We start from the raw sequence: 15,160 nt of genomic DNA on the forward strand, positions 1-15,160 counted from the left end.
TTTGTTTGTCTTGACCCGTTATGGGTGGGGGTTATTGCAGTTCGTTCATAAAGCCATTAGAGCCGAGAGCGTAATATTTGTCTTGGCCAAAGCCAACGGCGTAAACCCCAGCTTGTACTGGGCCATAGGCGTCTCTACGATGCACTCTCCAGCTTTTAAGTTGTTCGCCTGTCGTTACATCCCATAGTTGCACTAAGCCTGATGCGGTACCTGTGAGTAGCTGCTGGCTATCAGGGGAGAAGCGGGCGCTGAGGTAGCTGATTCTTTTTTGGGAGAAGCTAGCGATGTCACTGAGGATATGCATTTCGGTACCGGAATCGATATCCCAAATAACGGCTTTATCTAAGCTGCCTGCACTAAATGCGGTTTTCATATTGGGTGAGAGGGCGACAGTATCGACCACATTGCCTAAGCTAAGTTCTTTTAATAGCTCGCCGGTTTCAACGCTCCAGAGTTTTACTTTGTAAGCGTCTGAGCCTGTTAATGCTAATGAACCATCGTCACTTAGATCAACACTACGGACTCGGGCTTCATGGCGGAAGGTGCGTTTGACTCCCCCCTGTTTTACATCAAAATATACGGCGGTATGGTTAGCTAACCCTAAAAGGGCGTAATCCCCATTGGGAGAGAGATCCATCTGCATAATTTCTGCGGGTGAACTCCAAAACCCTTCCGCTTGACCGTTACGTAAGTTCCACAGCACTAAGTCTTGTTGATTTGCGGTGGCGGCGTACTTCTCCTCGGGTGAAAACGCAGTGGCGGCGATAATTGAAAAGGTTTTGGCCTTATGGTTCCAATTATAGAGGCGCTCATTGTTTTCCAGTGTCCATAAGCTTCCGCCATGATCAAACGAGCCGATTGCACTATAAGTACCCGTAGACGATATGCTGGCTGTATACGCGCCCCTAAGCGCGTATTCAGACCAGGAGGTAGGCGCGTCGCTGCTGTCACAGCCCGCCAGAGAGAGTAATCCACCCGCAAGGAGTACGTAAGTTACGGCATGACGCATATTTCAATTCCTACTCAACTACAACCGAATCACGATGAGAGGTATGTAAAACGGCGATCATTTTATCTTCTAGCTCAAAGCGTTCTTCCAACGCCTCACCTAGGTGGGATAAATGTTCAGAAAACTCTCTAATTGTCTGTACCGTTGGTTCAGATAGGGTAGAAAAATCATCATTAAAATCTAAGGCAATGTCGGTGCTGACCTGTATTTTTGGTAACAGCTCTTGCCCCTCTTGTAAGCTGCCATCGGCAAAATCTCGACCTTCGAGTAACAATTGCTCGTAAACTTCAAAATGGCCGGATGAAAGATAATCCATCATGACTTGGCAGAACATTTGAACGCGACCGTTGAGTTCGTCGTTGATCGGCTGTTCGGGTAAATGGACAAATAAGCTGATGAGTTTTTGTCGCCCTTCTAGCCAGTTATCGATTATTTCGCTTACTCCGCCCCAGCGTTCTTTAGCGCTCTTACATTTTTCTAACATTTGCGCACCTCTGCTGCCTTTAATTTAGGCAGTCATATAAGTCTAAGCTTGAAACAAGCGTTAGTGTTGCTCTCTGATTAACTATCATCATATTCCTAAGCTGTTTCAGGGTGCAACAGCCGTTTTCTGAAAAACGGGCTTTTATTAATTATCTAATGGTAGAACGTCGTTTTTGCCGGGATGAGTAAAAATATTTTTATGAGCGACTGTTGAGCCTTACGTGAGCACGCTATACTCGGAATATTGTTAGATCTTACGGGGCGATAAATGTTTAAACGACTGGTTTTATTAATGGTAATGATTTTCTCTGTGCAGTTTGCAGCGGCAGAAACAGAGAAAACAGTTGAAGATTATGTGAACTATATCGAGTTGAAGTCATTTACAACCAATCTAGATGGCGTAGGCAAACCGCGTTTTCTTAAATGTGAGGTGACAATTCAAGTGTCGAGTGAGTCGGCGCACCATGCGGTGAACGCGCATATGCCACAGATCAGAAATGATTTAGTCTTCCTGCTCAGTTCGCAAAGTGATGAGACGGTGGGTACGGTTGATGCGCAAAATAGGCTGGCGAAAAAGGCATTAGAGGCGGTCAAAAAGGTACTGATGGAAGAGGAAGGTGAAAGCTTTGTCTCAGACCTGTTTTTTACCAGCTTTGTGGTGCAATAGGGCCGGTTGATCGCGCGATAAAGTTATATAAAAAATGCAGGCTTGGCCTGCATTTTTTATAGCTGAACAATGGCGTTGTTAATTGGCCATGTACTCAGTAAGGTAGCTGTCGAAATCCTTCTGGTCAGCTGCTTCAATATCCTGTTGCTGCTGTAATGAGTTGCCGCGCATCGCTGCCAATTTGATCTGCATAGCCTGATCAATAGGTGTGGATAGCAGGGTCTCCCGGTGCAGTTTCGCTTGCTGCATTACAAACTCCCCGTGGCTCAAGTTTTGTGTGCGCATTGCGTTAAGTACTTGTGCCGAAGGCGTTAGCTCAGGGTCATCCAGTTTTTTCTGTTGCGCTTGAACCGACGCTGAATAGCGGGTGCAGCCGTTCGCTTCATCAAGCAGTACGGCGGTCTGCTGTATTTCGCTTAGCAGGTCACTGCCCCATTGATGCAGGGATATATGTTGATCATCTTTAATCAGCGTTAAACCGGGTTCGCGCCCACGGGTGACCACGCGTTGATGGTTCTCGCTAATTTGTTCACACTCCTCTGTACTGATCTCGCGTTCTTCCATCAGTAAGCAGGTGAGTAGAAAGGCATCTAAGAAATCAGCTTGGCATTGGTCCATGCCGAGGGGGAGGAATGGGTTGATGTCGGTATTGCGCACCTCAATATACTCTACGCCACGGGCGATCAACGCATGTACGGGCTTTTCGCCAGATTGAGTAACGCGTTTAGGCCGAATATCGCTGTAGTATTCATTTTCAATTTGCAGAACATTGGCGTTTAGCTGCTTATATTCCCCATTGACTTTGACGCCTAGTTTTTCATACGGCGTGTAGGGTGTGCGAATCGCACGATTAAGCGAACTCGCGTAAGTCGCTAGGTGGTTAAAGCAGATATTGAGATCGGCTTGAGCCTTGTTTGAATAGCCTAAGTCACTCATGCGTAGCGATGTGGCATAAGGGAGATAGAGGGTGCCTTCAGACAAGGTTTCGAGTGTGTGCTGTTTACCCTTGAGGAATGAGCCACATAACGCAGGGGACGCGCCAAACAGGTACATAAGCAGCCAAGAGTAGCGGCGGAAGTTTCTGATAAGGCTAAAATAGGACGCGGAGCGAAACTCCTGTAATGACCCTGTGTTTTTGCTATAGCGTTGCAGTAGCGGCCAGAAAGCCGTCGGCATGGATACGTTATAGTGGATCCCTGCAATGGTTTGCATCATCTTGCCGTAGCGGTTTTCTAATCCGACACGGTAGATATATTTCATCTTGCCTACGTTTGAGTCGCCGTAATGGGCGATAGGAATCGCTGACTCATTGAGTAGGTGACATGGCATGCTGGCTGGCCAGATGAGTTCTTCATCTAAATTTTGATAAGTATAGCGATGTAGATCAGCCAAAAACTGTAATGCGTCCGATGATTGTTCAAAGACAGGGGTAATAAACTCCAGCAAGGCTTCAGAGTAGTCTGTAGTGATATGCTCATGTGTTAGAGCGGACCCTAGCGCTTCCGGATGGGGCGTTTGTGCGAGCTCTTGATCAAGATCTACGCGTAAACCCTCTTTTTCTAATCCGTGTTGAAGCTGAGTTAATAGTCCAGTATGGCCATTTTCTTTTAGCCAGCTGAGCTTCTGCTGTAGTTGAGAAGTCGATGTAGTGGAAGACAAACGCGAGTCCTTAAAATCACCATTGAAGGAGGGCTATTATAATTGAGCCATTGTTAAATTGCTGCAACGAAACGAAGAGTTCGCGATTTTGACCGGATTCGGGCGAAATAATTCATGGGGGCCGGTAAAAAATACCGACGCCCATGGTGTGTGGTCAGGATACGCACAAGACTTGCATTGAGTTGGTGCCGCCATGTTGTCCTAAGGTTGCGCCTCGGGTCAGTATGACAAGGTCTCCGGTTTGGAGCAGATTACGGGCTTTAAGTCCGGCTAGTACCTCGGTATTGAGCTTTTCTTCACTGATTTGGGTCGCATCAAAAAAGATAGGTTCAACACCACGGTAAAGAGCAGTACGGCGCATGGTTCTTTCATTACGGGTGAGAGCAAAGATCGGTAGACCTGAACGTATACGGGACATCCATAACGGTGTTGATCCCGACTCGGTTAGACAGATGATCGCTTTAACCCCAATCAGATGGTTGGCGGTATACATGGCTGAGAGGGCTATGGTTTCGTCAAAGCGGTCTAGCTTAACGGAGATGTTGGTTTCCATCGGACGGGCGATCTGGTGCTTTTCTGCGCCTTGGCAGATAGAGGTCATGGATTTAACCACTTCGACGGGGTGTTTTCCTGCCGCAGTTTCTGCCGAGAGCATTACGGCATCGGTGCCATCAAGGATAGCATTCGCTACATCAAATACCTCTGCCCGTGTAGGCATCGGGTTTTCGATCATGGACTCCATCATCTGTGTTGCAGTGATAACAAAGCGGTTCAGTTCTCGGGAGCGTTGAATGATATGTTTTTGCACACCAATTAACTCCGCATCACCAATCTCTACCCCTAGATCGCCTCGGGCAACCATAATGCCGTCGCAGGCAAGAATGATTTTGTCGAGCGCGTCATGGTTTGCAACGGTCTCAGCCCGTTCGATTTTTGCAATGATCTCTGCGCGGCTACCGGCCTCATCCAGTAATTTACGTGCTTCATGCAGATCTTCGGCACAGCGAGGGAAGGAGACGGCGATATAATCCATGTCGATTTCGCCCGCTACTTTAATGTCTCGGCGGTCTTTCTCCGTTAGGGCGGCTGCGGATAGACCACCGCCTTGGCGGTTAATGCCTTTATTGTTGGACAGAGGGCCCCCAATAATGACTTCGGTCAGAATTTTACTGCCATCAATGCTTAATACCTTGAGCTGTACTCGACCGTCATCTAATAAAAGAATATCACCCGCGGAGCTGTCTTCAGGTAGGGCTTTATAATCGATACCCACTTGATGCTGGTCACCCTCTTGGTTACCTAGTTGGGCATCCAACGTAAACGAGTCACCTGTATTTAAGGTGATACGATCGTTCTTAAAACGAGCAATGCGGATCTTTGGGCCTTGGAGATCACCCAAAATAGCGATAGAGAGGCCTAACTTACGCGCTATTTTTCTAACCTCACTCGCTCGTTTGCGATGATCGGCGGCGCTACCGTGAGAAAAGTTCAGCCGAACAGTGTTTACCCCATTACGTAGAATATCTTCCAAGACACCCGGCTGATCAGTGGATGGACCTAAGGTAGCGACGATTTTTGTACGTTTCAACATGAGAAAAACTTGCTCCGTATTTGAGAAACATTAGACTCTAGTATAGTGCTACTAGGTGTACGAATTAAGTATTTCTCGATACTAAGTATAAAAAGAGCTTTAATAAACGAGTAGTTAACCTAACCGGCGTTAAATTTATGTCTTATATGTTGTCGACGACATGGCGTCGTTATCGGTTCCTTTTTTTTATTATTTTAGCCTTTACGTTTGTGTTGGTGGTTGGGCAAACAACACTGATTAGCCGCTCTCAAGGCCTTGAACAGCTGCAACATCGCTCAAGTGCCGATTTAAATCGTTACCTTTTGAGCCTGCAGCAAAAGCTCGATCGTTATAAAGACCTGCCCGGGCTTTTATCAACCCATTCCACCTTAACCGACGCCCTACAACAGCAAGACGATCCGTTTTTAGTGCAACGTGCAAATACCTATCTTGAGCAGGTCAATCAGACCATTAATGCTGCCGACGTCTATTTGATGAATAACAGTGGGGATACCCTTGCTGCCAGTAACTGGGCAGATGATCGCTCTTTTGTTGGCAACAATTATGCGTTTAGACCCTACTTTAAGGACGCCATGAAAGGGAAAGCCGGGCGTTATTTCGCACTGGGCTCCGTATCTAAAAAGCGAGGCTACTATTTTTCGTACCCGGTTTATAACGTGGGTGAAATTATCGGTGTTGTCGTTTTAAAAATTGATCTTAATGAGATCGAGTCGGATTGGACCGATCCTGATCTGGACATCGTTGTGACCGATGAAGATGGGGTTATCTTTATTTCAACCCAGACCGATTGGAAGTTCAGAACACTTCGTCCTTTGTCTCAGCAGGGCATTCAGCGGATAGCTGAAAGTTTAAGGTACGGTGACCATCAGCTAACCGCGTTAGATATTGTTGAGCAGAAAGAGCGAGAAGAGGGCGGGACACTCGTGACGCTGGTGGACGGTAAACGCATCAATAATGAAGCGCTTGATGGGGTTAAGGCCAAAGAGTTTCTACTTCTCAGTCGTGAGTTAGCGGGCAGCGGCCTCACGGTGGTTGTCTTGGCGAGCACTAAACCGGTCAAGGTGCGGATGTTTTATACCGCGTTAACGATAGGGTTTATCTTTAGTGCATTAGTGCTGTTGGTTATGGTGTTACTGACGCGTCAGCGCATTACGCGGGAACGTGTACGTTTTAAGCTACTGGAAACTAAAGCGCTGGAAGCCAACGAAGCGAGGGTCAGGGCGATTATTGATAATACCCGTGCGGGGTTAATCACCTTGGATGCCCAAGGGCGGATTGAAAGCATGAACTCCATGGCTGAAAAACTGTTTGGTTATGGTGAAGCAAACGTTAAGTATGACTATATAAGTAAGCTGTTAGCGCAAGCGGATAGGGCGATCTGCTGGCGTCACATTACGGCGTCCGATGCGGATCGCCAAGAGGAGTTGTTTACTGAAGCGCAAGGCTTACGACAAGATGGCTCTGTGTTTCCTATTGAGTTAATCATTGGGCATATGGATTATGGTGCGATTAAGCGCTTTATTGTCACCATTCACGATATCACCCAGCGTAAGCAATACGAAGAGGAACTACAGCATGCACGTGAGCTACTTGAGCATCGTGTTGAGGAGCGAACCGTAGACCTGACTGACGCTAACAGAAAGCTGCTAGAGGAGGTCGAAAAGCATAAAAACACACAAGATGAGTTGATTCAGACGGCGAAGCTTGCGGTATTAGGGCAGATGTCGGCAGGGATTAACCACGAGTTGAATCAGCCGTTAACGGCGATTCGCACTTATGCGGATAATGCTAATGCCTTCTTGGCGATGGGCCGCATGGAGACTGTCCAAAAAAACTTGAATGAAATTAGTCAGCTGACGGAGAGAATGGCTAAAATCATCCATCCATTAAAAGAATTTTCACGTAAGACCTCTGGCAACGCTGAACCGGTGTGTTTAAAAAATGTGCATGATGGTGCGATGTCTATTATGTATGGCCGCCTTAGTAAGGTAAAAGCACAGGTTAATTGGCCCGATGGGTTAGAGTACAATTATGTGATGGGTGATACTGTCCGTCTTGAGCAGGTGCTAGTTAACATGATTAGTAACGCGTTACAGGCCATGGAAAAGCAAGTAACCCCGGTGATTGATATCGCGCTACACTGCGACGAACAGTGGGCGGTCTTGCTTGTGAGAGACCACGGTCCGGGGATTCCTCGCGACGATGTGAACCGTGTTTTTGAGCCGTTTTATACCACTAAAAAAGCGGGACAAGGTTTGGGACTAGGGTTGTCGATCTCCTACCGAATTATTGAGAGTATGGGTGGGTTGTTATCGGTGGAAAACCACCCTCAAGGGGGCGCGGTCTTTAAGATCTGTTTACCTAGAGCTCAAACCCCTGATAATGTTATTTCTTAAATAGATAGTTGGAATCTTATATGAGCGATCAGAGTCCCCTGCCCATTATTCTTGTTGATGATGAGAAACATATCCGTTTGGCAGCGGGGCAAGCGCTAGAGCTTGGTGGGTATGAAGTCACAACCTTAGAAACCGCCGAACAAGCATTAAAAATAATCACGGCCGATTGGCCGGGTATTTTGATTACGGATATTAACCTGCCGGGTATGGATGGTTTAGATCTGATGAAACAGGTGGTGGCGTTAGATGCGACTCTGCCGGTGATCTTGATTACAGGGCACGGCGATATCTCCATGGCCGTTAGTGCGATGCGAGATGGCGCTTATGACTTTATCGAGAAACCCTTCTCCTCTGAACTTCTACTCGATGTGGTACGTCGCGCAATAGAAAAGCGTCACCTGATTATCGAAAACCGCCGCCTCAAGCAGGAGCTTGAAGCGCAAAGCGTACCTGGCCCGCGCATTATTGGTAAAACGGCGCCAATCGCGCACGTGCGCAACCTTGTGCACACCATCGCCGATACCCCCGCTGATATTTTGATCTTAGGTGAAACGGGCACAGGTAAAGACCTGCTGGCCCGTTATATCCATGAACACAGCAACCGTAGTGATAAAAACTTTGTGGCGATTAACTGTGGTGCCGTGCCTGAAAACTTAATTGAATCGGAACTTTTTGGACATGAAAAGGGCGCGTTTACCGATGCAAAAGCGCGCCGTATCGGTAAGTTTGAATATGCGAATGAAGGCACACTCTTTCTTGATGAGATAGAGAGTATGCCCATGACCTTGCAGATAAAATTGCTTCGCGTGTTAGAAGATCGATCGATTGAACGCTTAGGTGCCAATGAGATTATACCGTTGGATCTACGGGTTATTGCAGCGACAAAAGTTGATTTAAAAGAAGCATCAGAACGGGGCGAGTTTAGGGAAGATCTTTACTATCGCTTAAATGTTGTTCGTGTCGATATCCCAGCCTTACGAGAACGTCGAGACGATGTGGGTATGTTGTTCCAGCATTTCGCGCTTATCGCCTCGTCCCAATATGGGCGAGAAGTCCCGCTACTTTCACCGGAGCGGATGCATAGCTTAATGATGCATGATTGGCCGGGTAATGTCCGTGAGTTGCGTAACTTAGCGGAACGTTATGTCTTATTGGGAGAAAGCTGCTCTTTTGATTTTGAAAACCGCCCGATCACGGATGTTAACGCCAGTAATCATATGACACTGCCTGATAAGGTGGATCAATTTGAACGGATGTTGATCCAAGCTGAGCTCTCTCGTTGTGGTGGTTCAATTAAGGAAACGCTAACGAGTTTAGGCTTACCGCGAAAAACACTTTACGACAAAATGAAAAAGTACGGTTTAGATAAAAAAGACTTTAAATAGCCGGTTATATGGCGCCTGCCGTGCGTTATTAGATAAAACGAAAACGCCCCAGACTCACAAATCTGGGGCGTTTTTTTTGTTGCGTTATTGTAACTAAGTTACAGCTTGAATTTTTGCACCATTGATTCCAGCTGGCTGGCTAGTGTGTTGAGCTCATGGGCCACTTGGTTGAGTGTTCCTGCACGGGACGAGGTTTGTGCGGCGGTGCCTGCAATCTCTTGGACGCTTTTCTCGACACTACTTGCCATTGCCGCCTGCTCCTGTGCGGATGAAGAGACCATATGATTCATATCGTTAATCATCTGGACTTCGCTGGATATCTTGGTCAACGCTTCGGCGGTTTCTTGAACTTTAGCCACGCCTAGCTCTGCACTGGTGTGGGCTTGGTTCATTACTTCGACAGCGTCTTGAGCATCCTGTTGCAGTTCTTCGATAATGGCATCGATCTCTTCTGTTGAGGTGCGGGTTTTGCTGGCTAAGTTTCGTACTTCGTCTGCGACCACAGAGAACCCGCGGCCATGTTCTCCTGCACGGGCGGCTTCAATGGCGGCGTTCAGTGCGAGGAGGTTAGTTTGCTCCGCAATTTTTTGAATAACTTCCAGTACGGTGCCAACGTTTTGGCTTTGTTGGTCGAGCTTGGTGATCACACCTAGCGCGCGGTCGATATTATTTCTGAGCTGCTCAATTGCTTCTGTTGCTTGCTGAGTGATAAGGGTGCCGTTTCGACTCTGCTGCAATGCCATGTCCGATGCTGCAACGGTGTTACTGGCATTATCCTCTACATGCTTAGTGGAGACTTCCATCTGCTCCATGGCAACGGCGACCGCATCGGTTTGTATCTGTTGGCTATGCACCGCGTTATTGGCTAAATCGGCAATATCATTAATGGATATACTTGAGGTGCTGAGCTGGTGAACTGTTGAGCTGACTTTACTTAAGCTGCTGTGAAAATCTTCCAACATCACATTGAGTGAGTTGGACATCATGCCAATTTCATCTTTTGAGTTGACGTCGATTCTAAGCTTTAGATCGGAGTTGTTGTGGATCGTATTAATGGTTTTGCCCATTCTGCGGACAGGGCGCACAACAAGGTGGCCGAGTAGCAAGCTGATGAGAATAAGGCCACCAATAAATAAGATCAGTTCAGTCACGGCGACGCTTATTAAGTTGCTACGGATGGTGTTATCTAAGTTTTCAAAAGAGTAGGTGACGCGCACAGCTCCTAAAACATTACCCTCTTGTGTTTGGTGGCAGAGTAAGCAATTTGTGCCTTTATAGTCGGGCAGGGCTTTCATTGGCGTGACAATCGTGAGGCGATGGCCTTGCTCGTCATTGATCTCTTCGACGATATGCTCACCCTCCATCGCTCTGCGGTCGAGGTCATCTTCAATTTTTGAGTCAGGTGTACCCGGGCCGTAAACACTGGCAACAATATCTCCGCGGATGATGCGGGCTTCTAGTACGTCAGGGTTGGCGAGAATCTTTTTTTGCAGGGTTTCACGGTTGGACATCGCTCCGCTCAGCATCAGTATATTGATGCTATCAAAATAGGAGTCTGCGGTATCAGCGGTGTTCTTTTTTATAACCTCGGAGACCAGCCCTGATTCGCTGCGATAGATCGCAGTGAGTGAGCTGACTAAGATAATAATAAAAACAGCAGCTAACGAAAGGTTTACTTTTGTTTGAATTGAAAGGCCATTCAGTTTCACACCTTAGCTCCTGTTTTATCGAGGTTCGGCAATCATAGTAGTCGTTTAGTTATAATAAGGTGAAGTGCCATGTAGGTACACCCCCTTATGGCTCAACTAGATAGATGTAGGTCAAGCAAAGCAGAGGATGTGTATCGAGGGTAGCAGATCGTACAAAAAAGGGTCAGTATCCCCCTTATTATTTGTTTGAATGTGTGGAAATCCGCCACTTTTGAGTGGAGGCGGATGTTTTTATATCGGGTGGCGTTGAGTGTCTTCGGTACTTGTTATGGGCGGTTCAGCCATGTCCTGTTGTTATTTTCTTAAATTGGCCCCCTTCTTGCTCTAATGCTTCTATGGATTCAGATAAGTCTGTGAGCGAAAAAAACAGAAAACGAGCTGAGTTTAATAACAACAATGATAAATAAAAGTCCCATAACAGGAGATTTCACATGCGTTTATTGACTGCTGCAGTCACATCCCTAGCTTTGACCCTTGGTGCACAAGCTATCTCTGCTGCCCCAGTGGAAATTAAATTTTCACACGTAGTGGCTGAAAATACACCAAAAGGCCAGATGGCTATCAAGTTTAAAGAGCTTGTAGATGAGCGCCTTGCGGGTAAAGTGGAAGTTAAAGTTTTCCCTAACTCTCAGCTTTTTGGTGACAACAAAGTACTTGAAGCGATGTTGTTGGGTGACGTGCAGATGGCTGCACCTTCACTGTCTAAATTCCAGAAGTACACAAAAACACTACAAATTTTTGACCTTCCGTTCCTATTTAAAGATATGGCGGCGGTAGAGAAGTTTCAGAATGGCCCAGAAGGTCAGAAACTACTGAACGCTCTACAGAAGAAAGGCCTTGTAGGTCTAGGTTACCTACACAACGGAACGGTATGAAACAGCTATCGTCCAGTAACCCACTTAAAGTACCTGGCGATGCGTCAGGTAAAAAATTCCGTATCATGACCTCTGATGTACTTCAGGCGCAGTTTGAAGCGGTTGATGCTGTTCCATTGAAAAAACCATTCTCTGAAGTATTTACACTGCTACAAACGAAAGCGATCGATGGCCAAGAAAATACATGGTCTAACATCTATTCGAAAAAATTCTTCGAAGTACAGCCATACATCACAGAGTCTAACCACGGTGTTCTTGATTACCTAGTGGTAACGTCTGCTGAGTTCTGGATGGGCCTAGATAATGATCTGAAAGTTGAAGTGAAAAAAGCACTTGCTGAAGCGATTAAGCACGGTAATACCATCGCTGCGCAAAAAGCACTCGCTGATAAACAGAAAATCATCGATTCTAGACGTTCAGAAGTGCTAACGCTTTCTGATGCAGAACGTGCACAGTGGGTTGAAGCAATGAAACCTGTATGGAAAAAGTTTGAAGATCAGATCGGTGCTGATCTAATCAAAGCTGCAGAAGCGTCTAACAACTAATACGTTGAGACCCTCCGTCGGGTAGAAGGTATCTTCTACCCGATATCTACCTCTCCCACATTCAGAGGAGAGCTTCAGACAGGTCAATCAGTAGATTGGAGCTGTCCTGTGAATGTTGTCTCATTACTCATTATTCTAACGACGTGAGTCGCTGCGGGGACCGTTATGGTACGTAATCTCATAACTAAACTGGAAGAGGGCTTTTTGTCTGTTCTTCTAGTCTCAATGACCTTGCTTGTATTTGCTGAAGTGATCGCGCGCTTTGGCTTTAATGCAGGTATCCACTGGGCGCAGGAAGTGACACTGCTTCTTGCCGCTTGGTTTGTTCTTTTTGGTGCCTCTTATGGCGTTAAAGTAGGTGCTCACATCGGTGTTGATGTGTTCGTGAAACTCCTACCTCAAAACACACACCGCTTTATTACATTAGTCGCGGTGGGATTATGCTTGGTGTATTGCGGGCTGTTTTTATACGGTTCTTGGATCTACCTCAGCAAAATGAAAATGATCGGTATTGAGTTAGAGGACCTTCCTATTCCTAAGTGGATCCCTATGAGTATTCTGGTGATCGGTTTTGTTTTACTGATTATCCGTTTCTTACAACTGGGCTGGAAGGTTGTGACGAATCAAGCAGATGGTTTTCATTTTGCTGATGAAGCGGAAGAATCCATGGAGATCGCTAAAGGGCTAAAAGAAACGGTGCTTGGCGAAGATCAACCTCAGAAGGCTGCTAAAGAGGGGGATAAATAATGACTATCGCCGTACTATTTATCACACTTTTCGGCTGCATGTTGATCGGTATGCCGATCGCTATTGCGTTGGGTTTATCCTCGGTAACGACGATTCTGCTGTTTTCAAATGATTCGCTTGCATCCATTTCATTGAAGCTATTTGAAGCGACATCCGAGCACTATACGTTACTGGCGATTCCATTCTTTATTTTATCTTCATCGTTCCTATCGACCGGTGGTGTTGCTAAACGATTGATTAACTTTGCGGTTGATACGGTTGGCCACATTCGTGGTGGTTTGGCGATGGCATCCGTCATGGCGTGTATGCTCTTTGCGGCTGTATCGGGTTCATCACCTGCCACCGTGGCGGCTATCGGGACTATCTGTATCGCGGGTATGGTGCGCTCGGGTTATCCACAGTCCTTTGCGGCAGGCGTTATAGCTAATGCGGGTACGTTAGGTATTTTGATACCGCCTTCGATTGTTATGCTGGTTTATGCTGCTGCGACTGAAGTATCTGCGTCCCGTATGTTTATGGCCGGTTTTATTCCTGGCTTAATGATGGGGCTTATTTTAATGATCGCAATTTACATTGTTGCGAGAGTTAAAGGTCTTCCTTCTCAGCCATTCCCTGGCTTTAAAGCGCTTGCGAAATCAGGATTGATTGCGCTAGGTGGCTTGATGCTTATTATCATCGTATTGGGTTCTATATACGGTGGTGTGGCATCGCCAACGGAGGCGGCGGCGGTAGCGGCTGTGTATGGTTACTTTATTGCGGTAATGGGATACCGAGATATAGGGCCTATGAAAGGGATCCCTTGGCAGAAGTCGGGGGAAAACATCATTTCTGCAGCGGTACGTAACGTTGTGCAGATGATTATCGCGATCCCTAAATCGGTGAGCGACCCTGAAGTCCGTAAAGTGCTGCTGGATGCGTCAAAAGTATCCATGATGCTGCTCTTCATCATTGCGAATGCGATGTTGTTTGCTCACGTTCTAACGACAGAGCGTATACCACACACGATTGCAGAACAGATTATTGCATGGGGCTTACCTGCGTGGGGCTTCCTGATTGTGGTCAATATTCTGCTGTTGATTGCGGGTAACTTTATGGAGCCTTCAGCAATCTTGTTGATTATGGCGCCTATCTTGTTCCCGATTGCGATGAAGCTGGGTATCGACCCTATTCATCTAGGTATCATCATGGTGGTAAATATGGAGATCGGGATGTTAACCCCGCCTGTGGGGCTCAATCTCTTTGTCACCGCCGGGATAACCGGGCAGAACATGATATGGGTGATCAAAGCCTGTCTCCCTTGGTTGTGTTTGCTCTTAGGTTTCTTAATGTTGATTACATACGTTCCTCAGATCTCGCTCTTCTTGCCAGAGTATATCGATCAGTTGAACGGGTATTAATTAATCTCGTCCTAGGGAGACTTCCCTTAAAGTCTCCCGCCCCTAATCTGTTGATTAGTGCATTTAACCACCGTTTACGGTGGTTTTTTTTTGTCTATAAGAATTTTCGTTACTTAGCACTATTGGGTAGTTCAGCTGGTAACAGGTATAATCCGCGCTTCAATCTATTTATGACAAAAAGAGATACTAGGGTGTTAGGTTATTTAGCAGCGGTGTGGGGTATTACCGGTATTGGCCTATTGTTGGGCAGTGCTATCTATCGTTTAAGCTCGATAGGTTGGCAAACGTTCTCCTATCAATTGGATTGGTATCATTGGTTAGCTATGGCGGTTTGTGTTGCCTTTATGGGGTTTGCCGAAGGTTATCGTGGCTTTCAACAAGCATGGTCGCCACGCGTTGCTGCGCGTATCTTGTACTTGTCGAAGAATGTATCCCCTTTACGTTTGCTATTTGCACCGTTGTTTTGCATGGGTTTTTTCTCCATTGTACGTAAACGTATGATTGTGACCTACTGCCTAACATTAGGCATTATCGGTATGGTGCTTTTAGTGCATCAGTTGGAACAGCCTTGGCGCGGTATTATCGACCTAGGGGTCGTGACTGGATTAATTTGGGGCGTTACTTCGCTGATCCTCTTTACCTTGCAAGCCTTTTTCGGTCAGCGTTTTAATCACTCGCCTGAGATGCCTTAAGTGCA

General features: G+C 46.5%; 11 protein-coding genes and 1 pseudogene. 7 read left to right on the plus strand and 5 right to left on the minus strand.

The genetic code is table 11. The features are described 5' to 3' along the window. Positions 1 to 31 precede the first annotated feature (31 nt). Together A3773_RS04770 and A3773_RS04775 are read right to left on the minus strand one after the other, a co-directional pair. Positions 32 to 1,009 carry a WD40 repeat domain-containing protein gene (locus A3773_RS04770; RefSeq protein WP_067983658.1) on the minus strand — a complete coding sequence of 326 codons (978 nt, stop codon included), beginning with the start codon at positions 1,007 to 1,009 and terminating at the stop codon, positions 32 to 34. Between the two features lie 10 nt (positions 1,010 to 1,019). Further along, positions 1,020 to 1,493 carry an Rsd/AlgQ family anti-sigma factor gene (locus tag A3773_RS04775; protein ID WP_067983660.1) on the minus strand — a complete coding sequence of 158 codons (474 nt, stop codon included), beginning with the start codon at positions 1,491 to 1,493 and terminating at the stop codon, positions 1,020 to 1,022. A gap of 267 nt (positions 1,494 to 1,760) precedes the next feature. Here A3773_RS04775 and A3773_RS04780 point away from each other — a divergent pair, with 267 nt between their 5' ends. Continuing rightward, a complete protein-coding gene (locus A3773_RS04780) occupies positions 1,761 to 2,159 on the plus strand; it encodes a flagellar basal body-associated FliL family protein (RefSeq protein ID WP_067983662.1) in 399 nt (132 codons plus the stop codon). Positions 2,160 to 2,237: 78 nt separating this feature from the next. On the opposite strand, the gene gshA is transcribed toward A3773_RS04780, so the two are convergent. Then, positions 2,238 to 3,818 (minus strand): glutamate--cysteine ligase, encoded by a 1,581-nt coding sequence (gshA, locus tag A3773_RS04785; protein WP_067983663.1) that lies wholly within the window; start codon positions 3,816 to 3,818, stop codon positions 2,238 to 2,240. Between the two features lie 154 nt (positions 3,819 to 3,972). Then, on the minus strand, positions 3,973 to 5,409 hold the full coding sequence (gene pyk, locus A3773_RS04790; protein WP_067983665.1) for a pyruvate kinase: 1,437 nt from the start codon (positions 5,407 to 5,409) through the stop codon (positions 3,973 to 3,975). A 137-nt stretch (positions 5,410 to 5,546) separates the two neighbouring features. Here pyk and A3773_RS04795 point away from each other — a divergent pair, with 137 nt between their 5' ends. Together A3773_RS04795 and A3773_RS04800 are read left to right on the plus strand one after the other, a co-directional pair. Beyond that, positions 5,547 to 7,805 (plus strand): PAS domain-containing sensor histidine kinase, encoded by a 2,259-nt coding sequence (locus tag A3773_RS04795; RefSeq protein ID WP_231902149.1) that lies wholly within the window; start codon positions 5,547 to 5,549, stop codon positions 7,803 to 7,805. Between the two features lie 20 nt (positions 7,806 to 7,825). Next, positions 7,826 to 9,190: a sigma-54-dependent transcriptional regulator gene (locus A3773_RS04800; protein ID WP_067983668.1), complete on the plus strand. Its 1,365-nt coding sequence runs from the start codon at positions 7,826 to 7,828 to the stop codon at positions 9,188 to 9,190. 98 nt (positions 9,191 to 9,288) lie between these two features. Here A3773_RS04800 and A3773_RS04805 read toward each other — a convergent pair whose 3' ends face one another. Continuing rightward, positions 9,289 to 10,899, minus strand: coding sequence for a methyl-accepting chemotaxis protein (locus A3773_RS04805; RefSeq protein ID WP_067983670.1), 1,611 nt, complete (start codon positions 10,897 to 10,899; stop codon positions 9,289 to 9,291). 431 nt (positions 10,900 to 11,330) lie between these two features. Here A3773_RS04805 and A3773_RS19420 point away from each other — a divergent pair. The 4 genes and pseudogenes from A3773_RS19420 (at position 11,331) to A3773_RS04825 (ending at position 15,155) form a co-directional block, all read left to right on the plus strand. Next, positions 11,331 to 12,319, plus strand: a pseudogene (locus A3773_RS19420) (TRAP transporter substrate-binding protein). 165 nt (positions 12,320 to 12,484) lie between these two features. After that, complete coding sequence (locus A3773_RS04815; protein ID WP_067983672.1) at positions 12,485 to 13,066, plus strand: TRAP transporter small permease; 582 nt, start codon at positions 12,485 to 12,487, stop codon at positions 13,064 to 13,066. Then, positions 13,066 to 14,463 (plus strand): TRAP transporter large permease, encoded by a 1,398-nt coding sequence (locus A3773_RS04820; RefSeq protein ID WP_067983674.1) that lies wholly within the window; start codon positions 13,066 to 13,068, stop codon positions 14,461 to 14,463. Before A3773_RS04815 ends, A3773_RS04820 begins: the two co-directional genes overlap by 1 nt. 191 nt (positions 14,464 to 14,654) lie before the next feature. Then, entirely contained in the window at positions 14,655 to 15,155 is a 501-nt protein-coding gene (locus A3773_RS04825) for a hypothetical protein (protein WP_067983676.1), read from the plus strand. The last annotated feature ends 5 nt before the right edge of the window (positions 15,156 to 15,160 follow it).

It is taken from the genome of Neptuniibacter pectenicola (assembly GCF_001597735.1).
GTDB lineage: Bacteria > Pseudomonadota > Gammaproteobacteria > Pseudomonadales > Balneatricaceae > Neptuniibacter > Neptuniibacter pectenicola.

Excerpts from the sequence above, each read along its gene's own strand:
- pyk (WP_067983665.1), bottom strand. The coding sequence starts at position 5,409 with ATGTTGAAACGTACAAAAATCGTCGCTACCTTAGGTCCATCCACTGAT.
- A3773_RS04780 (WP_067983662.1), top strand. The coding sequence starts at position 1,761 with ATGTTTAAACGACTGGTTTTATTAATGGTAATGATTTTCTCTGTGCAG.
- A3773_RS04820 (WP_067983674.1), top strand. The coding sequence starts at position 13,066 with ATGACTATCGCCGTACTATTTATCACACTTTTCGGCTGCATGTTGATC.
- A3773_RS04800 (WP_067983668.1), top strand. The coding sequence starts at position 7,826 with ATGAGCGATCAGAGTCCCCTGCCCATTATTCTTGTTGATGATGAGAAA.
- A3773_RS04770 (WP_067983658.1), bottom strand. The coding sequence starts at position 1,009 with ATGCGTCATGCCGTAACTTACGTACTCCTTGCGGGTGGATTACTCTCT.
- A3773_RS04775 (WP_067983660.1), bottom strand. The coding sequence starts at position 1,493 with ATGTTAGAAAAATGTAAGAGCGCTAAAGAACGCTGGGGCGGAGTAAGC.
- A3773_RS04795 (WP_231902149.1), top strand. The coding sequence starts at position 5,547 with ATGTCTTATATGTTGTCGACGACATGGCGTCGTTATCGGTTCCTTTTT.
- A3773_RS04815 (WP_067983672.1), top strand. The coding sequence starts at position 12,485 with ATGGTACGTAATCTCATAACTAAACTGGAAGAGGGCTTTTTGTCTGTT.